Raw genomic sequence first — 24,806 nt, 5'->3', positions numbered from 1 at the left:
GAGACGGGAGCCACGTGATGATCGGCTCCGGCATACCGCAGCCGCTTGTGGCCCCTGACAAGGCCGGCGTCGACGGCACCCGTCCGCGAAGTCATGGTTCGGCATCGCTTCGATATGCCGGCCAGTGAGGAGATGGGCCAAGGCATGAAGATGGAACTCAGCGGCAGTGAGGAGGTCGAGGCGGGGCGAGAAGCTCTCTGGACTGCGTTGAACGATCCGGACGTCCTGGCGCGCTGCATCCCCGGATGCAAGGAGATGATGGAGACGGCGCAGGACAGCTATGATGTCAAGCTCGGCCTCAAGGTTGCGGCCGTCAGCGGCTCCTTCGACGGCAAGGTTGCTTTGACCGAAAAGGTGCCACCTGAAACCTGTTGGCTCAGCGTTTCCGGCGGCGGCACGCTCGGTACGGGCAATGGCTCTGCAAGATTCACCATCACAGAGATCAGCGCCGATCGCTCGCGCCTCGACTATTCCGGTGAGGGAGAGATCGGGGGCCTCGTGGCCGGGGTCGGCCAGCGAGTGCTGAAATCGGTCTCCAAACACCTCACGAACCAGTTTTTCGTCTCGCTGCGCAATCACTTTTCTCAAGATGAAAAAGTCGGCTGAGGGCGCGGAGATGATGAGTATGGTGCGCGGAAAGATGATCAGGACTGTCTCCGCGATCGAGCGGCGCGCAGAATTCGTAAATGCTGCCGAGAGGTTTATCGAGCGCCTGGGGACGACCCAATGAGCGAGACCCGGCGCATCATTGTCGCCATCACCGGCGCATCGGGCACGATCCTAGGCATCAGGCTGCTCGAAATCCTGTGGGGGATAGACGGCGTTGAAACGCATCTGGTCATGTCGCCGGCCGCGATGCGCACCCTTCCGATCGAAACCGATTATTCGGTAGATGCCGTGTCGGCACTGGCTCACCGGACGCACAGCTTCAAGGACATCGGGGCCAGCATCGCAAGCGGCTCGTTCCGTCATGAAGGCATGATCGTCGCGCCTTGTTCCGTCAAGACGCTCTCGGCTGTGGCGAACTGCATGAGCGATGATCTGATCGCCCGCGCGGCTGACGTCTGTCTCAAGGAGCGCCGCCGCCTGGTGCTGATGTTCCGCGAGACGCCGCTTCACGCCGGTCACGTCAGCATCATGGACCAGGCTTTGCGCAACGGCGCGATCGTCATGCCGCCCGTCATCGGGCTCTACTACAGGCCCCAGACGGTCATGGATATCGTGAACCATCTCGCGGGCCGGGCCCTGGACCTGCTCGGCTTCGACGCAGGAACGGTGGTGCGATGGAACGGCCAGCCGAAACGTTCGGGGGCGGATTGATGCGGGTGGAAGGGAAACAAGCAATGGGTATGCAAGGCATTCGGCCCTATCGTGATCTTCACGAACATATCGCTGCGCTCGACGCCGCGGGACTGCTTATGCGCGTCGACCGTCCGGTGGACAAGGACAGCGAAATGCATCCGCTCGTGCGCTGGCAGTATGTCGGTGGTCTGAAGGAGGAGGACCGGCGCGCGTTCCTGTTCACCAATATCCGTGACGGCAAGGGACGCCGTTACGAGATCCCGGTGATCGTCGGTGGCATGGCGGCCAGCAGAGCCGTCTACTCCACCGGCATGGGCTGCGCGCTGGACGAGATCCAGGCCAAGTGGGACCGGGCGATCTCAAACCCGATCAAACCTCAGGAAACCACGAATGCACCATGCCAGGAGATCGTCGAAGAGGGCGAGATCCTGTCGCGCGAGGGGCATGGCGTGGACATGCTGCCGATCCCGGTATCGACGCCGGGGTTCGATTCTGCCCCGACCCTGACGGCCACCAACGTGATTACGATCGATCCGGAGGATGGGGTCCAGAACATGGGCACCTATCGCTGCGCCCTCAAAGCACCGGACAGGCTGGTGGTACGCATGGCGACGCGTGTCGGCGGCGCTGGCGGTTACCAGCATTATCTCAAGCACCAGAAGGCCGGCGACAGGGAGATGCCCATCGCTATCGTGCTGGGCTGCCCACCCTACGTGGCGTTCATGGGACCGCAGAAACTGCCGGTCGGCGTGGATGAATTCGACGTGGCGGGCGGGCTTGCGGGAGCGCCAATTGCCATCACCCGCGCCCGGACCGTGCCGCTGATGGTCCCTGCGGAGGCCGAGGTTGTCATCGAGGGATGGATCGACGTGACCCGCGTCGAGCCCGAGGGTCCGTTTGGTGAGAGCCACGGGCATGTCGCTCTCGAGGAATACAACATGCCGATGCGGGTTACCGCTGTCACCCGGCGCAAGGACGCTGTGATTCCCAGCTACATCAGTCAGGTTGCGCCGTCGGAGAGCTCGGTGATCAAGCGGGTCGCCTATGAACCGCTGTTCACTCATCACCTGAAATCGACCTTATCGATCCGCGGTGTGCGGAAGGTGTCGCTGCATGAACCCCTGACCGGCCTTCTGAGGGTCACGGTTGTCACGATGGAACCAGGCACTCCGCGATCGGAGATCTGGCGGGCGCTTTATGGCGCGGCCTATTTCAAGGGCGATTGCGGCAAGCTCTGCATCGCCGTCAACGACGACATCGACGTCGACAGCCCCGACTCGCTGCTGTGGGCGATGGCCTATCGAACCAACCCGGTTCAGGACATCCAGATCCTGCCGCATCGGGGCCAGGGGCACGGTCCGAAGCGCGAGCACGACGGCGAGGAGGATTCCTCGCTCCTGATCGACGCGACGATGAAATCTCCCATGCCGCCACTGGCCTTGCCAGGCAAAGAATACATGGAGCGGGCGAAGGCGATCTGGGAGGAGTTGGATCTTCCTAGACTTAGCCCACAGGCGCCGTGGCATGGCTATTCCCTAGGGGCGTGGCACCGCGTCTGGGATGCGGCGGCGCAACGTGCAGCACGCGGGGAGTATCTCGAAAACGGCAAGATCAGCAAGGAGTTGCAGATCGAAGGCCTGAAGCCGGAGAGCAGGGTCGATCCGGAGGAAAGCGAACAAAAATTGTCAGGCAGATAGACCTTTTGCAGTCGACAGCCGCGCCGATTATGAATATCGTATGGTTCCATACCATATTGAAGCATACGGAGTACTGACATGAGCGAAGTTTGCGTAGGACGACGTGAGGATATTCCTGATGGAGGGGCCTGCATCCTCGAAGTGGACAACCTAGAGATTGGCGTCATTCACCATGAGGGGCAGTTTTATGCCTACAGAAACCTATGCCCACATCAGGGCGGCCCCGCCTGTGAAGGCGTTCGGATGGCGGCTGTCGTCGACGATGTAGACGCTCAAAACCTATTTCAGGGCCAGAAATTCAATTCATCGGAGATGCACATCGTGTGCCCGTGGCACGGCTATGAATACAGGCTTTCAGATGGCGTGAACGTCTGCGATGCGCGCCTGCGGCTCAAGAAGTTCGAGGTCACGGAAAGGGACGGCCATCTCTATGTCACCATCTGAGAATTTCGCCGAAACCGCGAGCCGTATCGCTGCTCTGGTTGACAAGTCGATCGAAGAAGGCCGCATCGGCGACTTTGACGACGACGCTTTGGGCCAGGCTCTCGCTGCGCTCGTCCGCCTCTACGTCGCCAAGGCCGAATCGGGCGCTCGCCTGATGCCCGTTGGCCGCAACAGTGCGCTAACGCCCACCGAAATCGCGATTGCGGCGCTTGCCCTTCTCGATGCCGGTCGGATGGAAGTCTTTGAACTCGGCCTGTGGGAGCAGATGGGCCACGTACGCCCTGCCCGCCAAACCTCCCTTATCGATCACAAAGAAGGAGCCGTCGCATGACGATTGCAGAACGTCAGGTGACCACGGTCCGCGACCTGACTACCGAACCTTTCGACACGTCCGTTCACCTCGCCCATGCTCAACAGCAGGCCGACGCTCGCGGATACGAGGACTTCCTGATTGTCGACGTGGATTCACACCACTACGAGAACGAAGCGTCGGAAGAGATCGCCGAATATGTGCCGAACGAGGTCCTGCGCAACGAGATCCTCTATCAGGGTATCAGCCGCAAGGGCATATCGACGGGTTTCGGCCAATATCAGGATCTGGGTGGCCGCCTCATCCGATATCCCAAACGCAAGTCCGAGGTGGTGCCGCCGACCCCGCATCGCGACGTGACGCTGATGCGCCGCTGGATGGATGCGATGGGAACAGACATTGCTTGTATGTTTCCGACGCCGCTGCTGAACCTCGGCCTGTCGCCCCGCGTCGATCTCGAGGTGGAGCTTGCCTTCGGCTACAATCGCTGGCTGTGCGAGCGCGTGTTGAGCGGAGACCCGCGCCTGAAGTCCATGCTCTACCTGCCGTTCAACGATCCGGAGGCGTGTACGAAGATCATTGAGGAGTTCGGCGAGAAGCCCGGCGTGATCGGTTTCATGGTCACATCGACCCGTTATCGCGGCGTTTATGACAACGCCTATGTCCGCACCTACAAGATGCTCGAGGAACGTAATCTGCCGCTTGGCTTCCACACGGGGCTTGGAGGGCAGGAACCTGGTCTATCGACCTGCAATCGCTTCCTGACGCTCCACGCCCTGGGCTTTGCATGGCACAACATGCTGCACCTGTCGAACTGGGTCATCAACGGCCTGCCTGAACGCTTTCCCAAGCTGAAGGTCATGTGGATCGAGGCAGGACTGGCGTGGCTGCCATTCCTGATGCAGCGGCTCGACAACGAATACATGATGCGCCACTCCGACGCGCCGTTGCTCAAGAAAAAGCCGTCAGAATACATGCGCGACATGTATTACACCTCGCAGCCGATGGAGATGGTGGATAACGCGAAGGCGCTCGAACTGACCTTCGAGATGATCAACGCCGAGACGCAGCTGCTCTACTCTTCCGACTACCCGCATTGGGACATGGACCTGCCCAGCGTGATCTATGATCTGCCATTCCTGGGCGAAACGGCAAAGAGGAACATCTTGGGCGGCAACGCCGCACGGGTCTTCAACCTGGAGCCGGTCTTCAGTCCCCGAAAGCTTGAACGCAGGGAGTTGAAACGCAGGCTGTCGGCCTGACGGCCGTGGCCCGGGGCGGGTTGACCGCCCCGGGCGTAATGCTGCGCGGAAAGTACGGCGCGAACGATCCAATGGGACGTAATTCAAAAACATAGGGAGGAGAAAAAATGAAACAGGCGAAGCTTATGGGGACCATCGCCGCTGCCGCGCTGGCCTTCTGCACGTTCTCGGCAGCAGCCCAGGACTACCCCAACAAGCCGATCGAACTCGTCGTACCCTTCGGACAGGGTGGCGCAACGGACGGCCTGGCCCGTCTGGTCGCACCTTTGCTGGAAAGGAAGCTGGGGCAACCGGTGGTCATCATCAACCAGCCGGGCGCTGGCGGAGCCGTCGGTTTGGCCAACCTGAAGCAGGAAAAGCCTGACGGCTATACCTTCGGCATCGGCTCGGATTCGACGCTAGCGGCACGGCCGATCATGGACAGTTCCATGTACACCGCCGATGATTTCGAAACGGTCGCTCGGATGGTCGAGATTCCGTCGGGTGTCGCGGTGAGCGCGGACAGTCCGTACAAGTCGCTGACCGAGCTCGTGGAGGCGCTAAGGAAGGGTGAACGTCTCACCTGGACGGCCGCCGGCATCGGCTCTGGCCCTCATCTGGCGATGGCCGTATTCCTTGCCCAGAACAATCTGAAGGCGACTTACATCAATTCGGAAAGCGGCCCGGCCGGCTCGGTAAAACTGCTATCGGGCGAGGTCGATTTCTTTTCCGGCGGCGGCTCGAACTACCCGCCGATGTTCGACAAGGACAAGAGCAACATCCGGGTGCTGGGTCTCGCTGCCGAAAAGCGCTGGCAGTACCTGCCTGATGTGCCGACCTACCAGGAGCAGGGCTTCGACTATCTCCGTTCCCAATGGTTCGGCCTTGTCGCACCCAAGGGTACCCCGCCGGAGGTGATCGACAAGGTCTCGGCTGCTCTCAAGGAAGCCCTGGACGACCCGACCTTTAATGAACGCCTCAAGCAGTACTACTTCGAGGCCGCCTATCTCGGGCCGAAGGAGTTTCGTGCCGCGATCGAGGAGGCGGGAGAGTCGATCCGTCCAATCCTCGAGGAATCCGGACTGGTCAACAAATAACAAGCATTCCCGCGTGCACGCGCAAGGATTCACCAAGGGAGGAAAACAATGGCCCTCAGACATGAGAACACGGTCAGCGGCGCCACCTTGACGGGAGGCGGCGCTGTTATGGTGTGGCTGTCCCTCGACATGGGTCGCGGGGCTGCCGGCGCTACGCTGCCACCAAACTTCTTTCCGCTGATCTGTGCCTGGGGCCTGCTGATTTGCGGCCTGATCCTGCTGGTGCGTGGGCTTCGCTCCGCCGCTGCCCCGCTGCCGAAGTTGATTGACACACAGGTCGCCGTCGTCGGCGCCATGGTGATCGCCTTCTATTGGTGGTTCGCCTGGTGGGATTTCCGCGTGGGCGCGGCACTCCTGGCTTTGGTCACGATGTGGACGCTTGGCATCCGCAACAAGCTACTCCTGGTGCTCTTGCCGCTTGGACTGTCGATCGGTCTCTACCTGGCTTTCACACGCGGCTTTCAACTGGTGCTACCCACATGGACGTGATCTCTCACCTTGCCGGGGCAGCGGTCACTGTTGCCGACCCGATCGTATTGTTGTGCGTTACTTTCGGAGCGTTCGTAGGCATGATCTTCGGCGCGGCGCCCGGGCTCACCGCGACGAAAGCAACCGTGCTGTTTCTGCCGCTGACCTATGTCATGGGGCCGGTCACCTCGCTGGCTTTCATTCTGGGCATCTATTGCTCGGGCTACTTCGCCGGCTCCATACCTGCGATCCTGCTCAACACACCCGGTGCGCCCGGATCAGTGGCGACAGCACTCGACGGCTATACCATGGCCCGGAAGGGGCAGGGAGACCGAGCCATCGTGGCCGCCCTGCTGTCATCTTTCGTGGGTGGCCTGTTTTCGGTTGCCGTCCTCGCCCTCGTCGCGCCCATGCTGTCGCGGGTGGCCTTGACCTTCACCTCGGTTGAATATTTCACCTTTGCGCTGATCGGTATCGTCTGCGTGGCGGGAATCTCCCGCGGATCCATGGTCAAGGGATTGGCGGCCGCCTTCATCGGAATCGCGGCCTCAACGGTGGGCATCGATCCGGTGTCCGGCGTCGGCCGCTTTCTGTTCGGTCAAGCCAACCTGATGGCCGGCATTTCCGCCTCGGCCGCACTGATCGGACTGTTTGCCCTGCCGCAGATGCTGCTGATGGCGCGCAGGGACGGGGACGATGTCGAGGCTCTTCCCCTGCAGGAGCGCGCCAGCGTCCTGGAGGTGGCGACCGTCATCGTTCGCAACTACTGGCTGACGATCAAGAGCGCCGCGATCGGCACGCTCATCGGAGTCTTGCCGGGAACCGGCCCCTCGATCGCATCATGGATCAGTTATTCGGAGGCGCTCCGTGCGGCCCGATCAAAGGACCGGTACGGTCGAGGCGAGGTCAAGGGCGTCATCTCCTGCGAGGTGGCCAACAATGCGGTGACCGGCGGCGCGCTGGTGCCACTGCTCACTCTCGGCATCCCGGGCGATCCGCTGACCGCGATCATGATAGGGGCGCTGCAGATCCAGGGGCTCGAAACAGGGCCGTTCTTCATTCCCCGCAATCCCGACCTTTTCTACGTCATCCTGATGCTGCTGTTCCTCTCGAACTGCCTCATGCTGGCCATGGGCCTCGCCGGGCGCGGTCTTGCCAAACGGGTGCTGGAGATCCCGAACGGTCTCCTTGTACCCAGCATCCTCGTCATCGCCGCAGCCGGAGGCTTCTCGATGGCGTCCAATCCCTTTGACCTCAAGCTCGTCCTGATCTTCGGTCTCATCGGCTACCTGCTGGTCCAGTTCAACTTCCCGACGGCTCCGGCGGTTCTGGGAATCGTGCTTGGGCCGATTCTCGAGCAAAATCTGCGCAACGCCCTGACCGCCAGTGACATGGACCCGAGCGTCTTTATCACGCGGCCGATCAGTGCCGTGGCCCTGGCCTTCATGTGCGTCTTGCTGTGGGTCTGGCTGAAGCCCGCGAAGAAATCCGGCGCGCATTTGGCCGAACTCCCCGAAACCTGAGGAAGATGATGATGGACACTATGCAAGCCGTCGCGCGTACGGCCGCGCACCATCTGCTGGAAGCGCTGGTCGACGTTGAGATCGAGTACATCTTCGCAAATCTTGGGACCGATCATGCGCCCTTGCTCGAGGAAATGGCGCGCTGGCGCGCGGAGGGGCGCAAACCGCCCGAGATGATAATCTGCCCACATGAGAGCACGGCCGTGCACATGGCGCTGGGCTATGCGATGGCGACCGGTCGCGGACAGGCCGTTCTGGTGCACGTCGACGTGGGCACCGCGAACGCCGCAATGGGCATGCACAACGCCTGCCGCTCGCGTTTGCCCATACTCCTCATGGCGGGAAAGGCGCCCTACACCAGCCATGGCGAACTGAAGGGAACGCGCGACAACTACGTCCACTTCATCCAGGAGCCTTACGATCAGGCGGCCCTGGTTCGGCCTTACGTGAAATGGGAATATACCCTTCAGTCTGCCGCCCATGCCGGGGAAGTTGTCCGCCGCGCGCACTCGCTCATGCATTCGGGCATCAAGGGGCCCGTTTATCTCATGCTGCCGCGCGAAGCATTGACCGGCACCATCGAGACGGAGCGGCTGCAACGGTTTGATCCCGATTGGTATCATCCCATGCCGTCGCGCGGCGCCTCTGAAGGCGATCTTCAGGAGCTTGCCCGCCGCCTGCTCGCGGCCGAACGGCCGCTTATCATAACCTCCTACGGCGGTCAGACCCCGGGAACGTCGGAAGCAATCCAGAAGCTGTCCGAGCTTGTCGGCGCCGCGGTGATCGAAAATTCCATGGTGACCAACATCAATCACGAGATGGACTGCTTCGCCGGCGGTCTGCCCGGCGAGCGGCTCGGCCAGGCGGATGTCGGCCTTGTGGTAGACAGCGACGTGCCGTGGATTCCCTCGCAGGGAGGACCCGCGGCGGGATCTTGGTGGGCGCACATCGACATCGATGCGATGAAGACCGGATCGCCCGTGTGGAGCTTTCCGGCCAACCTGCGTATCGAGGGACAGAGCGCGACGATCCTCAATCAACTGATCGGTCTTATCGAGCGGGACCGTACCGATACGGCCGCGAATGCCGCCGCGGAACGCGTGACCGCCCTGCGTGCTGCCCGCAGCAAGCAAAAGGAAAGGTTCGCGGCCGCGGCGTCCGATGCCGGCCAGGCGGGTGCCCTGAACCCGAGCCATGTGCTGAGGGCGCTCGGACTGGAATTGCAGCCGGAGGACATGATCTTCCAGGAAGCAGTCCGGAACCAGCCGGCGCTGCTCCAGCAGGTCGCGCGGCCTCTGGCCGGGACGCTTTCCCGCACGGCGGGAGGTGGGCTCGGTGCGTCGGGCGGCATGGCATTGGGATACAAGATGGCGCGGCCGGACAGGTTGGTCGTGCAGGTCGTCGGGGATGGCTCCTTCTACTACAACGCCCCGACTTCGGTGCTGGCGGTCGCGCGCCAATATGACCTGCCCATCCTCACCGTGATCCTCGACAACGCCGGTTGGTCGGCAGTCAAGGAATCGACCCTTCGAGTCTATCCTCAGGGGGCAGCCAGGGAACGCGGAGAGTTTTCGTCTCGGTTCCGAAACGACACTGAATTCTCGGCCATGGCGGGAATGTTCGGCTTCAAGGGCTATCGGCTTGATGATCCGGCAGCCGTTACCGAAACCGTTCGAGAGGCAGTGAGGACGGCGCGCGAGGGAACATCCGTTCTGCTGCACGTGCGCCTCGCAGATCACTGATCGGCCGGATCACCCACACGATTGCATTGTTGAATGCACGCACCTTGGAGGCAAGTATGGCGAACGATCTCAATCTCTATATCGATGGTAGTTGGAGGCCGGCAGGTGGCCCCAAACTCGACGTCAACGATCCCGCGACCGAGGAGGTGACGGCACAGGTCGGTACGGCGTCCGAACGGGACGTGGAGGATGCTGTCGCAGCCGCGCGGGCAGCCTTCGACGGATGGGCAATGGTACCCGTTGCCGAACGGGCGGATCTCGTCGAGGCCGTCGTGCAGCAGATAGAAGCCCGGACCGACGAGTTGGTCGATCGGATCTCCCGCGAGATGGGTTCGCCGCTCGACTGGGCCCGCACGGCGCACGTCGCGAACTGCATCGAGCGCTTCGTGATGGCTGCGAAGCTGGCGCGGGATTATGAGTTCGAGCACATGGTGGGAACCAGTCGCGTCGTGCGCGAACCGGTTGGTGTATGTGCCTTCATCACCCCGTGGAACTGGCCCCTCAACCAAGCGGCCTCGAAGATCGCCTTCGGACTGGTGACAGGCAACACGATCGTATGGAAGCCGTCCGAGATTGCGCCGCTGAGCGCTGTCACACTGACCGAGGCAATTGCAGCGGTGGGTCTGCCGCGCGGGGTCTTCAACCTTGTGCAAGGTGACGGGCCGAATGTCGGCGCGCGGCTTTCCGCTCATCCCGACGTCGATATGGTGAGCTTCACCGGCTCGACCCGCGGCGGCATCGCAGTCGCAAAGGCGGCGGCGGATACGGTGAAGCGCGTCCATCAGGAACTGGGAGGCAAGTCAGCCAATATCATCCTGCCTTCCGCCGATTTCGAATCGGCGGTCGTCGCCGGCGTGAAGGCCTGTTTCCGCAACACGGGTCAGTCCTGCCTGGCCGCGACCCGGATGCTGGTGGAACGCAGCCGCATGGACGAAGCGGCGGAGATTGCGCGGGTCACAGCCGAAACCGTCAAGACCGGTGATCCGCGCCGGCAGGGCACGGATCTTGGTCCGCTTGTCAGCAAGGCCCAATGGGACAAGGTCCAGCGCCTGATCGAATGCGGCATAAGTGAAGGGGCGGTCCTCGCCACCGGGGGTCCAGGAAAGCCTGAAGGGCTGGAGAAGGGCTATTTCGTTCGGCCCACGGTCTTTCGGGACGTGACCAACGATATGACCATCGCGCAGGAGGAAATTTTTGGGCCCGTCCTCAGCATCATGGCCTATGAGGACGTGGACGATGCCATCCGGATCGCCAACGAAAGCCAATATGGTCTTGCCGCCTATGTCTGCGGCCATGATCGAGGTGAGCTCGAACGCGTCGGCAGGAAGATCCGCGCCGGCCGGATCTACATCAACTATGCGCCGGCCCGGTGCGATGTGCCGTTCGGGGGCTACAAGCAGTCAGGGAACGGGCGTGAGCAGGGCAAAGAGGGGCTTGAGGATTTCACCGAAGTGAAGGCCTTTCTCGGCTACGAAGCGGCTTAGCGGCGGACATGGATGCTGCCGGGCTGCCCGGGTGTGTTTCCAGTTTCCTCTGTGTGCTATGCGGTCCTATGGATCGGGGAGACCAGGGGACACATCCTTGACAGAAAATCCTACGAAGTCGCCCGCAGTCCCCGGCCCCATAGGCCTGGGACTGTTGCTCAGGCGGGCGCATAAGAACTTCTCGGGTGCCATCGCTGCACGCCTCGAGAAGGCAGGCGTCACCCATGCGCAGTTCAACCACCTTCGCCGCCTGGCGGAGAATGACGGCGTGAGCTCGTCGGAGCTTTCCAACCTTGTCGAAGTGAAGAAGGCAACATCGACTTCGATCTTGGATGCGCTGGAGCGCAAAGGGCTGATCAGGCGTGTCCGGGACCGGGACGACCGGCGAAAGGTCAATGTCTTCCTGACGGACGCCGGGTGGGCGATCCAGAAAGAGCTTGCGGACTGCGCAATCGCGGTGAACCTGGCCGCATCGCGCGAGATGACCGAAGCCGAACGGATTCAATTGTTCGATCTGCTCCATCGCGCCGTGCGGGCGCTTGCCCAGGAACCGAAATCGTCGAGAGACGACGCCGACTGACGGGACACCGACCATGGTGCAGATTTTCGGCGTCACGGCTTTTGAAGGCGCGACGCTGATTCAGGTCCTGTCGCTCGTCGTGATTTTCGGCGCGGCGTTTTTCGTCAAGGGCGTGTTTGGATATGGTGCCGTGCCGCTTCTCATAGTGGCGGGGTCTTTCGTGGTGGGGCCGCACCACGCGGTGCTGTTGGCGGCCGTCACAAACGTCATGTCTCACATCCAGTTCATACCGGACGGTCTCCGCTACGGCAGGCGCGACGTGGTGCTGCGCCTGACGATCGTGCTCGTGCCGTCCATCGCCGTCGGGGTCCTGATCTTTGCACGGATCAGCGGCGGCGCTTTGAGCGTTCTGGCCGGTGCCGTGATCCTTGCCTCGGTTCTCATCGATGCGCGCGGCTGGCTCGAGCCGTTGCGGCCACTGGTCGAGAAGCATGTGCGCATCGTGAGCCCCGTGTTTGGCTTGGTGGCGGGCTTGATCTCAGGCGTGATCGGAGCGGGATCGATCTCCTTCATCTCACTCTTCTTGAAGTTTTTCGCGCCGGATCGGGAGACGTTTCGCGGGACGCTTATCCTTGTCACCGCGGTGGTCCTCGTGTGGCGTGTCTGTATGCTGGCCATCGCAGGAGAGATCGGCCTCCAGATCGTCACAGAGGCGCTTCTGCTGCTTGGGCCCGGATTGATCACGGGCCTGGTCGGCCGCCGCGTGTCGAAACGGCTTAGCGACCGCACCTTCTTCACCGCCTTTCAGGTCGTGCTGTGCTGCGGTGCAGTTGTGCTGCTGTTCCGGGGCGCGATGGGAGGTTAGGACCAGGAAAGAGGCGGAACGTCGGCGACATAGCTGGAATTGAGTTCCGCGAGCGAGCGGACGCCGAGCAACGCCATTGCGTTCTGCATCTCTTCCTCCAGCAGTTCGAGCATGCTGACAACGCCTTGTTCGCCGCCGGCCGCCAGCGCCCACACCATCAGCCGTCCGAGCCCGACGGCGTTGGCTCCGAGAGCGATCGCCTTGAGCACGTCCGTGCCCCGACGAATTCCGCTGTCGAGGATGATCGTCGTCTCCGGCCCGATGGCGGCGCGAACCTCGCGCAGCACATCCAGGGTGGCCCGGCTATGGTCCAACTGGCGACCGCCGTGATTGGAGATGTAGAGTGTTTTGACGCCGCAGCGGACGGCCTGAACGGCATCTTCGGCGGTTTGAATGCCCTTCAGCATCACCGGAATCGGCGCTGCTGCGGACATGATCTCGTCGAGTATCTCCCAAGTCAGGCGAGCCTGATGATCCCGTCCTGGGGCATGAGTTGCAGGTGACGGATACTTGCCAAGGCGCTGTCGATCCCTGATGCCGTAATTCGCGGAATCCACCGTAACAGCAATGGCGGCATAGCCTGCATCCTGGGCCCTTTTGACGATCGCTGCGACCTCCACGGGATCCTGGCGTACATAGAGCTGCAGAGCCAACGCGCCGGGGCCTGCACCTGCGATCGCTTCAAATCCTGCTTCGGCTATGCTGCTGATGAAGGTGGGCACACCAAAACGTCCCGCGGCACGGACCAGAGCACAATCCGCGTCCGGGGCGATGCGGTGCAGCGAGGCGACCGGAGCCAACACGACCGGCAGGCGGCACTTGCGGTCCAGGACCATGCCACTGGTATCGACGCGGGATACGTCGCGCAGAACGCGAGGACGAAAAGCGATGCTTTCGAAGGCCATCAGGTTACGGCGGAGCGTGGCCTCGGTTCCGGCGGCACTTGCGATATGATCAGCCAGATCGGCTGACAGATTGCTGGCAGCCGCGTCTTTCAGCTGAACCAGTGAGACGAACTGCGACATCATTTGCTGCTCCTGCCGGTCTTCTGGTGCTTTGGAAGAACGCTGCCAGAGCTACGAGACGACCGTGCAGTTCGTACCATCAATGGCCTGCAGAACTCGCATCCCCGATGGCTCGGCCTGGCCTGTTCTCCCCGTGTCCCCGCACGAAAATGCCGTGGCGGACAACCTCAGCAATTTGGGGAACATGGCCTTGCCTCACAACAGATCTTTTTGGAGGAACAGGACAGGATTACTCAACTGTCATGCGAACTCGGATCGAGATCGAGGGCGTGGCAGACGAGGCGCGCGGAAACCTGCCCCTGCTCGGCCATCCAGTCGCAGAACGACGCTATCGCCCGGTTGCGCCGCCGCGTCTTGGGGAAGATTGCATGGTAGTGATTTGCGCGGCGGGAGGCGTAGGGATAAGGCAGCGCCAGCTTGCCGGACAGCACCTCGTCGATCACCAGCGGTGCCGGCACGATGCCGAAGCCAAGACCACTGGCGGCAGCTTGCACGACGAAATACATCTCGTCGAAGAAGGTCGTCTGGGGCGGGAGACCTTCGGTCACGCCGACTTCGGCCAGCCATTCCGCCCAGGCGCCCAGAGAGGTGCGTGCGTGGAGCAGTTCCTGCGAAAGAAAGGTGGTCGGGTCTTCGGGATTGATGCGTTCCTTCAGTGAGGGATGACAGACCGGGATCCGCAATTCGTCGAGAATGCGCACATATCCAAGATCTGGCGAGACTTGCGATACACGGCGGATAGCCATGTCGTAGCCGGACATAAAATCGGCCGGCTCGATCGATGTTGTGAGGGAAATGTCGATACCGGGATTTGAACGCAGGAAGTCGGGCAGCCGTGGAATGAGCCATCGCATCGTGAATGTCGGTGACGCGCTGACCGCGATCCGTGTCTCGGCGTCGTTGACCCGAGAGATGCTCTCCGCCGCTGCGGCTATGCGGCTGAGCGCCGGCGAGGTTTCGGAAAAAAGAGCGGCTCCTTCAGCCGTCAGCACAACCTGGCGCGTCAGCCTTCGAAACAGTTTTACCCTCAGCCATGCCTCGAGCAGCGCGATGTGCCGCGAGATCGCGCTGTCGGTGACGCGAAGTTCTTCGGCAGCATGTTTGAAGCTCTGAAGGCGCGCGGCAGCTTCAAAAGCGCGGATCGCATTAAGCGGAGGGAGCTGTGGCATGTTGCTGCATCACCTGACAAAATTATAACCGTATCCTACTATCAGTCCCGGGCGGATTACAGCATCCGGTGCCCGCCGGATCAGCAACACAGGTTCGGGAGCCATCGCCAACGCCAGCATGGTGCAGCTGCTGTCGGAGCGACTGGTATCGCCCGAAGCGCAAGTAAGCGTGATGAACGGGCAGCCCTGGAATGATGGAGGTGACGCGCCACCGACGCTGAGCTGCAGTCCGCCTCGTGGTGATTGGGCGGCCGCCATAGCTTCGACAGCGCGTCCCGAGACGAAGGCTCCATGCGGTCTCAGGGCATTTGCGGCTTAACACCGGAGACAGAACGGACGGCCTTGATAAGAATAGGAACCAGGATAAAGGCGAGCGTCAGAAGGAGTGCGGAGGCTGCGATTGGGCTGCCAACAAACACACTCCAGTCACCTCGTGATCCGATCAATGCCCGGCGGAATTCCGTTTCCAACAGCGGCCCCAACGCCAGTCCGAGGATCACCGGGGCAAGCGGATAGCGAAACCGTCGCAACAGAAAACCTATGATGCCGATCCCGAAGAGCATATAAAGATCAAAAATGCTCCGATTCAAACTATACACACCGAGAGTGCTCAGTGTCAGGATCATTGGATAAAGAAGTGCCTCCGGAATCTTCAGCAATTTCACCCACAGACCAACAAGCGGTAAGTTCAGCACGAGTAGCATCAGATTGCCGATGTACAGACTGGCGATAAGACCCCAGACAAGATCGGGATGATTTTTCAAAAGTAGAGGTCCCGTATTTATTCCGTAGCCTTGGAACGCGGCGAGCATGACGGCGCCGGTAGCGGACCCGGGAATTCCTAACGTCAGCAAGGGCACGAGCGCTCCGCCAGCCGAAGCATTGTTCGCTGCTTCCGGTCCGGCCACGCCCTCGATCGCACCCTTGCCGAACTGCTCCGGATGCCTGGAGACCTTTTTCTCCAGTGCATAGGCCATGAAAGAAGCGATGGTGGCTCCAGCTCCAGGCAAAACGCCGATAATAAAGCCCAGTCCCGACCCCCGGAACCAAGGTGCGATCGAGCGCTTCCATTCTTCTTTGGTCATCCTGAGCGGGCCGGGCGAAACGAGCCGCGATTCCGGCTGGCGGCGAAGATTGCCTAGCCCGAAAAGAACTTCACTCACCGCGAACAGACCTATGGCGGCGACAACAACATCAATGCCGTCGAACAGGGACGCTTCGCCGAACGTAAACCGCAGCTGTCCGCTGGTGCTGTCCAGGCCAATCATTCCCATCGAGAGACCGAGCAGCGTGGAAAATGCTGCCTTGCTCGGGTGCCCTCCCCCGATCGCCGTAACGGTACAGAGCGACAGAACCATCAGAGCGAAATACTCCGCCGGGCCGAAGCTCAGAGCGAAGGAAACGAACGGCTCCGCCAAGATCATCAGCGCAAATGTAGCAACGGTACCGGCGAAGAATGAACCGATCGCCGCGGTGGAGAGCGCCGCGCCTGCGCGTCCATTCTGCGCCATCTTGTAGCCGTCGAGAGCCGTCACCACAGAGGAACTCTCACCCGGAGTGTTGATCAGGATGGTCGTGGTCGAACCACCATACATCGCCCCATAGAAAATTCCCCCAAATGCTATGAAGGCACCGACTGGATCTACAAGTTGGAACGTGAACGGCAGCAGGAGTGAGATTGCGAGAGACGGTCCGATTCCCGGCAGGACGCCAATCGCTGTTCCGAGCGCAGCGCCGCCCAAGGCCATCAACAGATACATCGGCTGAAGAGCCAGCGCGAAACCGGCTTGTATGTTCGCGAAACTCTCCATCTCGCTCACTTCCTTAGATGATAGATGAAAGGAGGCCGTTTGGGAGAATAACGCCCAGCAGCTTTGTGAACATCAGATAGAATGTGGTCGCGAACACCGGCGCGACCAGAAGATTTACTTTCCATTTTTTGGGCACGAAGTAAGTGGAAAGGAAGAATATGAAGCAGGTGAATGACAATAAGAATCCCAGCCACTCTAAAACCAAGAGCAAGACCAAGAAGGCTCCCAGGGTCACAAAGACGCCGGACCAATCACCAATCTCCGCATCGTCCTCTACGGGAACACTCTCTTCAACGGCAGGATCGTCTACACGGCCCGAGAAGACCTGAGAAACCTGCTTGAAAGCCAGAAACGATGAGCAGGCAAGCAGCAATCCTCCGAGAATGAACGGAAAAGTGCGCGGCCCTACGGCAACATTACGGGGCGGGTCAGGAATAACAGTAGAATACCATATGAATGCCAGGGAAAAGATGACCAGCAGGACGGTGAACAAAAGTTCAGCCGCCCTACCTGCGACATGACTATACCCGGACATAGGCGCTATTTCGCAACAAGACCAAGTTCGATCAAGGATTTGCGAAATTCTTCGTGCTCTCGATCGAGAGTGGCAGGAAAGCTTTCCGTTTCAAAGCGATCTACCCACTGGTTCTTGGTGAGCTCTGTCCGCCAAGCGTCGGTCTTCACCATCTTACCAAGAGCATCTTGCCAATATTTGACCCCGGCTGCGGGCATCGCAGGCGGACCAAACACGCCTCTCCATGTTTCGGTGACAACCTCGTAGCCCTGCTCCTTGAACGTCGGCAGCTCCGCGAAAGGACCAGAAAGCCGCTCTGGCGAAGCCACGCCGAGGACACGCATTTCCCCGCCAGTGACGAGATCAATCAAGTCGGGGCCGCCCATGCCGACATCCACATGGCCACCCAGTATCGCCGCGTTGGACTCACCGCCTGTATATGGCACGAAGGTGATCTTCCTGGGATCAACGCCGGAAACCTTTGCCAAGTTGGCAGCAGTCAAATGATCCGTATTCCCGATCGTCGATCCGCCAAACTTGATGCTGCCCGGATCTTTCTTAATCGCCTCAACGACATCGTCCAGGCTCTTTATCGGGGAGTCCTTGCGCACCACCATCATCGCATATTCCGCGAACAGTTTTGCGATAGGCGTCATATCTTTGTAGGAATGCGGGGTCCCCTGCAGCAGAGGGGTCAGGTGCACGTGAAGAGCAACGCCCAGCAGGGTGTTGATGTCTCCCTTTCTTTGCACCATTTCGGCCATGCCGATCGCACCACCCGCGCCTGGCTTGTTGGTTATCTGGAACGATTGGGTGACAATCCCTTGCTCGCTCAATACTCTCGTCACCGTTCGGCCAAACAGGTCAATTCCGCCGCCCGGAGCGGCAGGTATGATCCATTCAATAGGCCTGTTGGGATAATCCTTTGGGACGTCCTGGGCATAGAGCGGGGTATGCAGCAGCGAAGCCGCGGCTAACACCGGCGCGAGCCAAAAATTTGTTCTGAGTCTGTTACGCACGCTCTTCTCCCCGTTTTGCTGGCTCAATCTGTCCAGCTTCTTTTTTGCCCAGTTATGGTTTTAGGAAACATCCGACGGCCAGTGGCGCTGATCACCCACCGCGCCCACCTCGGCCTCAGCCGCAGAACGCACAAAGCCTTCCTCCGCCAGCAACATAGGATAGGCGGCAGCTTGCTGTCAATTGACGTATGATAATGCAAGCCAAGTAGCATACATCCTATGATACAATTACGCAGAGGCATGACAGTGATGTCATAGGAGGGGCGTGCGGCGTCTCATCCGCTGGGTTTTGAGGTGTCCGGAATTGCTCGAAAAGCCATCGCTCATGCCGCCACCACCGAAGGCATCCGATCGAGGGCATCCGGGACCTAGCACGAAGAGGTACCAGTAACTTAGACCCCGCTCCTGCCAATTATATCCTTCCACTGCGACAGCTCCTCGGCGATGAAGCTTGCGAACTCGCAAGAAGTACTGCCAATGGCCTTGGCGCCCTGCTGTCTCATAAGGGACGAGAACGCCGGTGCCCGTATGGTGCTCGTCAGGGAGTTGCTTAAGCGGGCAACAGTGCCCGGCGGTGTGGATCCCGGAGCAAAAAGGCCTACCCAGCTGATAAACTGGTACTTGCCGAATCCAGACTCGGCGACAGTCGGGATGTCGGGTAGCGCTGCGGAGCGCTCGGCCCCGGTCACCGCTATTGCTCTCAGCTTTGACTGCTCGATATGCCGCATGATCGCGACCTGGGCAAAGATGCCAATGTCGCTTTCTCCTGAGACCACTGCGTCTTGAGCGCCACCCCCGCCGTCGTACTCGCGCCTGACGAAAGCCAGGCCACTCATGTCCTTGAAGAGCTCCATTGCCATTTGCTGGTTGGAGGCACGTCCAGAGTTTGCATAAGAGAGGCGCGCCTTGCTTGCGGCATCGACAAGATCACTGATGCTGTAGATCGGAAGCGAAGGGTTGACGGCCAGCACGAAGGGAGTTGTCGCCACCATCGACAGGGGTTTGAGGTCAGTCAGCGGCTGAACCGCATTGGTCGTCGTGTAAACGTTGGTGATAAGCTGGCGAGAGTGGGCAAGAAGAGTAAATCCATCCCCAGGGGAAGCGGCGGCTAAGGCCGATCCGGTTTGGGTCAGAGCACCCGGAACGTATTCCACCCTTACCTGACCACCGAGCGACCGCCGAAGCTCCCCAGCCAAAGGCGTTGCTATCATGTCTATAATTCCGCCTGCCTCGATAGGCACAATCAGTCGGACTTCTCTGTCCAGATTCTGCTCTGTATTGTGAATTTCCGGGCCAGACATCGCTTACCTCGCAAGACAAGATTTAGTCCGCTAGTTTCCGTAAACAGATCCGCAGCTGCGAGGCTGATAGGCCGACGGACAGCGCAGTTAGTGAGCGGACTTCTTGAGTAATTCTGTTGGGCCTAAAAGTGATCAAATTACCTACCGCCTTCAGACCGAAGGCGGTAGGTTTTGCGGACCGGTTTGTTAGCGACGCAGTCCCAGCTTGGTCACCAGGTCCAGCGCCGTTTCATACTCGACCTTCAAAGCGCTCTTGAACTCCTTCGGTCCGAGGAAGGAAACGACCGCGCCCGACGCTTCGGTTTCCGCGACGAAGTCGGCGTCAGACGACAAAGCCTCGAGAGCCTTCGCCCAATCGTTCACGGCTTCCTCGGGAAGATCACCGGGACCAACGATGCCATTCCAGCCGATCAAGCTGAAGTTCTCATATCCCGCTTCCTTTGCAGTCGGAGTATCGGGCAATTGCTTGACGCGCTCAGACGTGCTCACCGCCAGCGGCTTGATTGCTTTGCTTTTCAGCAAGTCACCCATCTCGGCCAGATATTGAGCGGCAAAGTGTGTTTCACCGGTGACCACTGCTTCAAGAAGGGGTCCACCTCCCTGCTTCTCGACGGTGCCGACCTTGGAGACATCGACCCCGCTGCTGCCTAGAAGCACGGAGAGCGCAATTGCACCGACGCCACCCCTTCCGGAGGTTCCGAATTTATATTTTTCCGGATTTGCCTTGACGTCGTTGACAACGTCCTCAAGGGAATTCCAGGGAGAATCTCCCTTAACGACGAATACGAGTGGGCTCAAGCTGGTGCGAGCGACGAGAGTTGGATCATCCCATTTGTAGGGCGATTTGCTGTCGATGGCCGGGTTCTGTGTTGCTTGCCCGGTCGCGCTCATCATCATGGTATAGCCGTCCTTGGGCGCAGCCAAAACATGCATGGTTCCCTTGGCCCCTCCCGCGCCCGGCATGCCCTGAAGAGAGACTTTCTGGCCCCAGTGCTTGGCAAGGTGCTTTGCCAGGATCTGTGCATTGAGGTCAGTGACGCCGCCCGGTGTGAACGGCACGACGATCGTGACTTCCTTTTCCGGAAACTTGTCGTTTGCCATGGTCACCGCCGGCGCCAGCAGGATGCCGCAAGCCAGCAGGCCCGATGTCACTCCAGTCCACCATTTCTGTCCGTCTATTACACTTTTCATGCTCTTAATCCTCCCGTTAAACATGCGTGACAAAAGTCCTGTCGAGCTTCCGACAAAGTAATCCCGCGGCGGAACTCGCTTCTTTTTTCGAATGCACTAATCCGCCGTTACACCGGCAGCTTTCACGACAGCGCTCCATTTCGCGATCTCGCCTTCCAGCACATTGGCGAAATCCTCAGGAGAACCGCCGATATGCTCACCGCCAGTTGCGGCCAGTTCGGCGAGAACCGCAGGATCGGACAGAGCGGCGTTAATCTCCGCGTTCAGCTTGTCCACGATCTCCTTAGGCGTGCCGGCAGGTGTGCCGATACCCGTCACCGCGCTTGCCTCGAAGCCGGCAATGGTCTCGGCCACGGCCGGGATTCCGGGCAAGGAGGCCGAGGGTCCTGCTGTGGTGACGGCAAGCGCGCGAAGCTTGCCGCTCCTGACCAGATCGATGGACGCGGACATCGGCTCGAACATCATCTTCGTGCTTCCGGAGATGATGTTCTTCAACGCCGGTCCACCGCCCTGAAAGTGCTCGATAGGCAGGTCCAGCCCAGTCATCGAGTTGAAAAGCACCATGGTGACATGGGGAGAACTTCCATTGCCTGTGGAAGCCACCCTGAGATCCGCTGGTTTTGTCTTTGCGTATGCGATGAACTCCGGCACGGTTCTTGCCGGAACGGAGGGATGGACCACCATTACCAATGGTTCCCGGGTGATGCCGGCCACCGGAATAATATCTTTCTGGAAATCGTAGCTCAGTTCTTTGTGAATCGAGATGTTGATTACATTTGCAGGCCCTAAGAGAAGCAATGTGTGACCGTCCGGAGCGGATTTCACCGCTGCCTCGGTGGCGATGTTTCCCGACTCTCCAGGAAGGTTTTCCACGCTGACCGGCTGGCCAAGCCTTGCCGACAAGGCCTTGGCAACAAGTCGTCCCAGAATGTCGTTTGGACCGCCGGGAGCAAAGCCCACGTTGAGTGTTATCGGCCTTGAAGGATACTTCAGCGCCAAGGCTTCCGTGCCTGTTCCCACTGAGGCCGTGATACCCATCGCAAAGGTTTGCTTCATCAGTACCGGCCCCGCTTTTTCAAGCACAAATGGGTTTAGCTGCACTCCGTCATTACTTACATCGACTGCGAGCCGAGCCCCCGAACCATGGCGGCTTTCCGGTCGCTGCTCCTGTCACTCCAGCAGTGTTCTTGGGCGAGTGATGGAAATATTGGGACTGAATCTCTTTCTTTTCAGCCGCGACAGAGGCGCTGCCGTCCGGAGCTGACAATTCGTGGTGCCCCCGGTCAAACTAGTGCGACAGAGATGTGCGGATTATCTCGCGGATCCGCTCACGCTCTTCCTCACCGACATCAGCGGACATGCGGATATCTTGCGCAATTTCGGCGGGGCGCCTCAGGACAATGATCCGGTCTCCAATGTCGAATGCCTCGTTGATGGAATGCGTGATAAAGACAGCCGTCTTGCCGTTCTCGCGCACCAGCCGCGCGAATTCGGTTCGCAACCGCGTGGACGTAATTTCGTCCAGAGCCGAGAACGGCTCATCGCACAGCAGAAGCGGTGCGTCGGTGGCGAAAGCGCGTGCGATCGATACGCGCTGGCGCATGCCGCCGGAAAGCGCGTGCGGGTAGTCGTGCTCATGCCCCTTCAAGCCCAGCTTTTCGAGCCATTGCATGGCGCGTTCCTTGCGCTCCGCCTTTGGCAACTCGAGAACCTCAAGCCCGAGTTCGACGTTGCGAACCGCCGTGCGCCAGGGCAGCAGGCGGTCGTTCTGGAAAACGATGGCCATCTTGCCGCGATACCAGTTGAAGCGCTCGAATGGGTTCTGCCCCATTACCGATACTTCGCCCTCCGTTGCCGACGTCAGCCCGGATATCATGTTGAATATCGTTGACTTGCCGCAACCGGTCTTTCCAAGAAGAGCCACGAGTTGACCTTGCTGGACGTCGAGGTTCAGTCCGTCGACTGCTACGAACTGCCCAAAGCTCTTGCGGACATTCTGAAACCGTATCGTCGCTCCATTGGGGTCTCCGATCGGAGCCGCCGGGACGTTCGTTTCGGCGGTACGCATCATAGTGAACGCTCCGATACGGCGCGGTAGCGAAACGCGACGCGCTCGATAAAGCTCAGGAACCACTGGAAGAGAAGGACGAAGAAGACGAGTTGCAGGGTCCACGCAAGCGCACCGGCCATGTCAAACAACTGCTGCTGCTGAAGAAGCTGATAGCCCACGCCACCCGACGAGCCGACCAGTTCGGCAACGACCACGACACGGCTTGCGTTGCCGAGATTGACCTTCCAGGCGGTGAGGATTTCCGGCAGCACGGCCGGAAGCACCATGGCGCCGAAGAACTTGCGCCGGTTGGGGCGGAAGCTCATCACCATTTCCAGCAAGTCCTTGTTCATCCCGCGCAACGCTCCCACCACCTGGAACGTGAAGGCGGGAAGTGTGGTGACCACCATGATGAACAGGATGCGGAATTCAATGCCGTGAAACCAGATGATGGCAAAGACGACCCAACTCAGCGCCGGGACGCCCTGAAAGAAGATCAACACCGGCGTCAACAGACGGTCCAGGGGTTGCCATTGAACAATCAGAACACCGAGGACGGTTCCGATGAGAAAAGCTCCAGCAAGGCCACCGAGGATGCGCATCGCCGTCGCGAGCACACTGGAAAACTGCGACCAGGACGTCAGGATCTCGAACACGCGAGAAAAGACGTCCAGCAGTGAAGGAAACAGGAAAGGCGGGAAGAAGAGGGACGCGACCTGCCAGCAGGCCGCGATCAGAATGAAGGGCGCGGCCGTCCAGAATACCTTCAGTGCGGCGTCGATCAGAGCGAAGTCTGGCTGCGCAGCATCAGACTTCATGCTCATCGCGCACCCCCGCCCTCATAGATCGTCGCGTCTGTCGGCATGGAAGGGAAATATTCGATCTCAAGGCCGACTTCGTAGACCTTCTTGATCTCGTCCTTGACGTCCTTCGCCCATTGAACATTGAGACCGAGGCGGTCGTTGGCCCGGATCAGTTCCGCATAGTTCTCAGAAACGTCGGTCTTGCCTCCGGATATGAGGGCAGCGGCCTTATCAGGATTGGCTTTCACCCACTCTGCCGCATCATGATATGCGTTGTAGAGCGCTGAAACGGTTTCCTTGTTGCTTTCCGCCCAAGCACTGTCTGCCGCCACGCCCAGATAGGGAATGTTGGGCGATCCGGCGAATTTCTCCCAGGTAGCGGCAATGTTGAGGTCCAGCGAACGAACCTTGTCGTTCTGCGCCATCAACGACGTGAAGCCCGGCTCCCAGAGTTGAACGCCCGCCGCGCGATCAGCCATCACGTAACCTACGAGGCCCGGCGTGGCGGTATTGACGGCCTTGACCTGGGAAAGATCAAAGCCTTGCGCCTTCGCCAGCCATCGGAACATCTGGTAGTTGGTTGTGCCGGTTGCTGCCGCCAAATCCTTGCCGGCGAGGTCGCCGAGGCTCTGGACATCGTCCCGCGTGGTAACGACCGCACCCCAGAAATCAAAAAGGTTGAACAGGTACGTCGCCTTGACCCCGCGCGTTTCCGCAAGACCGACGGTGAGCAGCGCTGCGCTGCCACCGATTTTGAACTCTCCCGAGTTGAACTGAGCCGCATAGGCGTCCGGGGTACGTTCGGCAAAGGTGATGTCCAGCCCATGCGCGGCGTCGAATTTCTGCGCCTTGATGATCGGCGGCAGGAAGGCTCCGAGCGAAGGAGGCCCGAAGACTACAATGGACAATTCAGTAAGCTTTTCCTGCGCTCCCGCGCCGGAACAGAACAGAATAGTGCTTGCCGCCAAAATGGGGGCCAAAATTGAACGCATGGCCTTCTCCCTCCCTTGCGCCGCTATCATTAGGCAGACCGTGCGCGGCACTACGATAAGCTACCTCCGAGGGTAGAAAGGGGCCGCAGGAATGTCAAACAAATTATACATCAATCCCATTCAAAACAACCAGATATATTGGTACAATAAGTGCAATTACGAGATAATGGTGCAGGCGGCACCACCTTCAGCAACAATAGCCAAGCACTGTTAGTTGATTGCCGGCCACTTCAATGTC

24 protein-coding genes are annotated in these 24,806 nt (G+C 60.0%); 13 read left to right on the top strand and 11 right to left on the bottom strand.

What is annotated here, in order from left to right:
* Positions 1 to 144: 144 nt before the first annotated feature.
* The 13 genes from IEV58_RS02650 (at position 145) to IEV58_RS02590 (ending at position 12,693) form a co-directional block, all read left to right on the top strand.
* The gene (locus IEV58_RS02650; protein WP_229729144.1) at positions 145 to 606 is read left to right on the top strand and encodes an SRPBCC family protein; all 462 of its coding nucleotides are present in this window, start codon (positions 145 to 147) and stop codon (positions 604 to 606) included.
* Positions 607 to 726: 120 nt separating this feature from the next.
* The gene (locus IEV58_RS02645; protein WP_188408142.1) at positions 727 to 1,320 is read left to right on the top strand and encodes a UbiX family flavin prenyltransferase; all 594 of its coding nucleotides are present in this window, start codon (positions 727 to 729) and stop codon (positions 1,318 to 1,320) included.
* A complete protein-coding gene (locus tag IEV58_RS02640) occupies positions 1,284 to 2,999 on the top strand; it encodes a UbiD family decarboxylase (protein WP_229729143.1) in 1,716 nt (571 codons plus the stop codon). The genes IEV58_RS02645 and IEV58_RS02640 overlap by 37 nt, the downstream gene beginning before the upstream one ends.
* Positions 3,000 to 3,077: 78 nt before the next feature.
* Positions 3,078 to 3,443 carry a Rieske (2Fe-2S) protein gene (locus tag IEV58_RS02635; protein WP_188408141.1) on the top strand — a complete coding sequence of 122 codons (366 nt, stop codon included), beginning with the start codon at positions 3,078 to 3,080 and terminating at the stop codon, positions 3,441 to 3,443.
* The gene (locus IEV58_RS02630) at positions 3,430 to 3,774 is read left to right on the top strand and encodes a hypothetical protein (RefSeq protein ID WP_188408140.1); all 345 of its coding nucleotides are present in this window, start codon (positions 3,430 to 3,432) and stop codon (positions 3,772 to 3,774) included. Before IEV58_RS02635 ends, IEV58_RS02630 begins: the two co-directional genes overlap by 14 nt.
* The gene (locus IEV58_RS02625; RefSeq protein ID WP_188408139.1) at positions 3,771 to 5,015 is read left to right on the top strand and encodes an amidohydrolase family protein; all 1,245 of its coding nucleotides are present in this window, start codon (positions 3,771 to 3,773) and stop codon (positions 5,013 to 5,015) included. Before IEV58_RS02630 ends, IEV58_RS02625 begins: the two co-directional genes overlap by 4 nt.
* 107 nt (positions 5,016 to 5,122) lie before the next feature.
* Entirely contained in the window at positions 5,123 to 6,091 is a 969-nt protein-coding gene (locus IEV58_RS02620; protein ID WP_188408138.1) for a Bug family tripartite tricarboxylate transporter substrate binding protein, read from the top strand.
* A 48-nt stretch (positions 6,092 to 6,139) separates the two neighbouring features.
* The gene (locus tag IEV58_RS02615) at positions 6,140 to 6,580 is read left to right on the top strand and encodes a tripartite tricarboxylate transporter TctB family protein (RefSeq protein ID WP_188408137.1); all 441 of its coding nucleotides are present in this window, start codon (positions 6,140 to 6,142) and stop codon (positions 6,578 to 6,580) included.
* Positions 6,571 to 8,082 (top strand): tripartite tricarboxylate transporter permease, encoded by a 1,512-nt coding sequence (locus tag IEV58_RS02610; protein WP_188408136.1) that lies wholly within the window; start codon positions 6,571 to 6,573, stop codon positions 8,080 to 8,082. The genes IEV58_RS02615 and IEV58_RS02610 overlap by 10 nt, the downstream gene beginning before the upstream one ends.
* A gap of 11 nt (positions 8,083 to 8,093) precedes the next feature.
* Positions 8,094 to 9,824 carry a thiamine pyrophosphate-requiring protein gene (locus tag IEV58_RS02605; protein ID WP_188408135.1) on the top strand — a complete coding sequence of 577 codons (1,731 nt, stop codon included), beginning with the start codon at positions 8,094 to 8,096 and terminating at the stop codon, positions 9,822 to 9,824.
* Between the two features lie 56 nt (positions 9,825 to 9,880).
* Positions 9,881 to 11,308 carry an aldehyde dehydrogenase family protein gene (locus tag IEV58_RS02600; RefSeq protein ID WP_188408134.1) on the top strand — a complete coding sequence of 476 codons (1,428 nt, stop codon included), beginning with the start codon at positions 9,881 to 9,883 and terminating at the stop codon, positions 11,306 to 11,308.
* 97 nt (positions 11,309 to 11,405) lie between these two features.
* The gene (locus tag IEV58_RS02595) at positions 11,406 to 11,888 is read left to right on the top strand and encodes a MarR family winged helix-turn-helix transcriptional regulator (protein ID WP_188408133.1); all 483 of its coding nucleotides are present in this window, start codon (positions 11,406 to 11,408) and stop codon (positions 11,886 to 11,888) included.
* 13 nt (positions 11,889 to 11,901) lie between these two features.
* A complete protein-coding gene (locus IEV58_RS02590) occupies positions 11,902 to 12,693 on the top strand; it encodes a sulfite exporter TauE/SafE family protein (RefSeq protein WP_188408132.1) in 792 nt (263 codons plus the stop codon).
* On the opposite strand, the gene IEV58_RS02585 is transcribed toward IEV58_RS02590, so the two are convergent.
* The 11 genes from IEV58_RS02585 to IEV58_RS02535 all read right to left on the bottom strand — a co-directional run bounded on the left by IEV58_RS02585 (position 12,690) and on the right by IEV58_RS02535 (position 24,619).
* Positions 12,690 to 13,721: an alpha-hydroxy acid oxidase gene (locus IEV58_RS02585; RefSeq protein ID WP_188408131.1), complete on the bottom strand. Its 1,032-nt coding sequence runs from the start codon at positions 13,719 to 13,721 to the stop codon at positions 12,690 to 12,692. The two genes, IEV58_RS02590 and IEV58_RS02585, sit on opposite strands and share 4 nt — an antisense overlap.
* 230 nt (positions 13,722 to 13,951) lie before the next feature.
* Entirely contained in the window at positions 13,952 to 14,887 is a 936-nt protein-coding gene (locus tag IEV58_RS02580; RefSeq protein WP_188408130.1) for a LysR substrate-binding domain-containing protein, read from the bottom strand.
* A 299-nt stretch (positions 14,888 to 15,186) separates the two neighbouring features.
* Entirely contained in the window at positions 15,187 to 16,698 is a 1,512-nt protein-coding gene (locus tag IEV58_RS02575) for a tripartite tricarboxylate transporter permease (protein ID WP_188408129.1), read from the bottom strand.
* Positions 16,699 to 16,711: 13 nt separating this feature from the next.
* Positions 16,712 to 17,191, bottom strand: coding sequence for a tripartite tricarboxylate transporter TctB family protein (locus IEV58_RS02570; protein ID WP_229729142.1), 480 nt, complete (start codon positions 17,189 to 17,191; stop codon positions 16,712 to 16,714).
* 47 nt (positions 17,192 to 17,238) lie between these two features.
* Entirely contained in the window at positions 17,239 to 18,231 is a 993-nt protein-coding gene (locus tag IEV58_RS02565) for a Bug family tripartite tricarboxylate transporter substrate binding protein (protein WP_188408127.1), read from the bottom strand.
* Positions 18,232 to 18,623: 392 nt separating this feature from the next.
* The gene (locus IEV58_RS02560; protein WP_188408126.1) at positions 18,624 to 19,532 is read right to left on the bottom strand and encodes a Bug family tripartite tricarboxylate transporter substrate binding protein; all 909 of its coding nucleotides are present in this window, start codon (positions 19,530 to 19,532) and stop codon (positions 18,624 to 18,626) included.
* Positions 19,533 to 19,718: 186 nt separating this feature from the next.
* Positions 19,719 to 20,684, bottom strand: coding sequence for a Bug family tripartite tricarboxylate transporter substrate binding protein (locus tag IEV58_RS02555; protein WP_188408125.1), 966 nt, complete (start codon positions 20,682 to 20,684; stop codon positions 19,719 to 19,721).
* 135 nt (positions 20,685 to 20,819) lie between these two features.
* Positions 20,820 to 21,806, bottom strand: a complete 987-nt coding sequence (locus IEV58_RS02550; protein ID WP_188408124.1) for a Bug family tripartite tricarboxylate transporter substrate binding protein — start codon at positions 21,804 to 21,806, stop codon at positions 20,820 to 20,822.
* A gap of 205 nt (positions 21,807 to 22,011) precedes the next feature.
* Positions 22,012 to 22,794: an ABC transporter ATP-binding protein gene (locus IEV58_RS02545; RefSeq protein WP_229729141.1), complete on the bottom strand. Its 783-nt coding sequence runs from the start codon at positions 22,792 to 22,794 to the stop codon at positions 22,012 to 22,014.
* Positions 22,791 to 23,597, bottom strand: a complete 807-nt coding sequence (locus IEV58_RS02540) for an ABC transporter permease (RefSeq protein ID WP_188408123.1) — start codon at positions 23,595 to 23,597, stop codon at positions 22,791 to 22,793. The genes IEV58_RS02545 and IEV58_RS02540 overlap by 4 nt, the downstream gene beginning before the upstream one ends.
* Positions 23,594 to 24,619, bottom strand: a complete 1,026-nt coding sequence (locus IEV58_RS02535) for an ABC transporter substrate-binding protein (RefSeq protein WP_229729140.1) — start codon at positions 24,617 to 24,619, stop codon at positions 23,594 to 23,596. Before IEV58_RS02535 ends, IEV58_RS02540 begins: the two co-directional genes overlap by 4 nt.
* Between the last annotated feature and the right edge of the window lie 187 nt (positions 24,620 to 24,806).

The sequence above is a fragment of the Agaricicola taiwanensis genome (assembly GCF_014635245.1).
Taxonomy (GTDB): domain Bacteria; phylum Pseudomonadota; class Alphaproteobacteria; order Rhizobiales; family Methylopilaceae; genus Agaricicola; species Agaricicola taiwanensis.
This window is presented reverse-complemented; position numbering and strand designations above follow the sequence as displayed.

Excerpts from the sequence above, each read along its gene's own strand:
- IEV58_RS02650 (WP_229729144.1), top strand. The coding sequence starts at position 145 with ATGAAGATGGAACTCAGCGGCAGTGAGGAGGTCGAGGCGGGGCGAGAA.
- IEV58_RS02645 (WP_188408142.1), top strand. The coding sequence starts at position 727 with ATGAGCGAGACCCGGCGCATCATTGTCGCCATCACCGGCGCATCGGGC.
- IEV58_RS02640 (WP_229729143.1), top strand. The coding sequence starts at position 1,284 with ATGGAACGGCCAGCCGAAACGTTCGGGGGCGGATTGATGCGGGTGGAA.
- IEV58_RS02635 (WP_188408141.1), top strand. The coding sequence starts at position 3,078 with ATGAGCGAAGTTTGCGTAGGACGACGTGAGGATATTCCTGATGGAGGG.
- IEV58_RS02630 (WP_188408140.1), top strand. The coding sequence starts at position 3,430 with ATGTCACCATCTGAGAATTTCGCCGAAACCGCGAGCCGTATCGCTGCT.
- IEV58_RS02625 (WP_188408139.1), top strand. The coding sequence starts at position 3,771 with ATGACGATTGCAGAACGTCAGGTGACCACGGTCCGCGACCTGACTACC.
- IEV58_RS02620 (WP_188408138.1), top strand. The coding sequence starts at position 5,123 with ATGAAACAGGCGAAGCTTATGGGGACCATCGCCGCTGCCGCGCTGGCC.
- IEV58_RS02615 (WP_188408137.1), top strand. The coding sequence starts at position 6,140 with ATGGCCCTCAGACATGAGAACACGGTCAGCGGCGCCACCTTGACGGGA.
- IEV58_RS02610 (WP_188408136.1), top strand. The coding sequence starts at position 6,571 with ATGGACGTGATCTCTCACCTTGCCGGGGCAGCGGTCACTGTTGCCGAC.
- IEV58_RS02605 (WP_188408135.1), top strand. The coding sequence starts at position 8,094 with ATGGACACTATGCAAGCCGTCGCGCGTACGGCCGCGCACCATCTGCTG.
- IEV58_RS02600 (WP_188408134.1), top strand. The coding sequence starts at position 9,881 with ATGGCGAACGATCTCAATCTCTATATCGATGGTAGTTGGAGGCCGGCA.
- IEV58_RS02590 (WP_188408132.1), top strand. The coding sequence starts at position 11,902 with ATGGTGCAGATTTTCGGCGTCACGGCTTTTGAAGGCGCGACGCTGATT.
- IEV58_RS02585 (WP_188408131.1), bottom strand. The coding sequence starts at position 13,721 with ATGATGTCGCAGTTCGTCTCACTGGTTCAGCTGAAAGACGCGGCTGCC.
- IEV58_RS02580 (WP_188408130.1), bottom strand. The coding sequence starts at position 14,887 with ATGCCACAGCTCCCTCCGCTTAATGCGATCCGCGCTTTTGAAGCTGCC.
- IEV58_RS02575 (WP_188408129.1), bottom strand. The coding sequence starts at position 16,698 with ATGGAGAGTTTCGCGAACATACAAGCCGGTTTCGCGCTGGCTCTTCAG.
- IEV58_RS02560 (WP_188408126.1), bottom strand. The coding sequence starts at position 19,532 with ATGTCTGGCCCGGAAATTCACAATACAGAGCAGAATCTGGACAGAGAA.
- IEV58_RS02545 (WP_229729141.1), bottom strand. The coding sequence starts at position 22,794 with ATGATGCGTACCGCCGAAACGAACGTCCCGGCGGCTCCGATCGGAGAC.
- IEV58_RS02540 (WP_188408123.1), bottom strand. The coding sequence starts at position 23,597 with ATGAGCATGAAGTCTGATGCTGCGCAGCCAGACTTCGCTCTGATCGAC.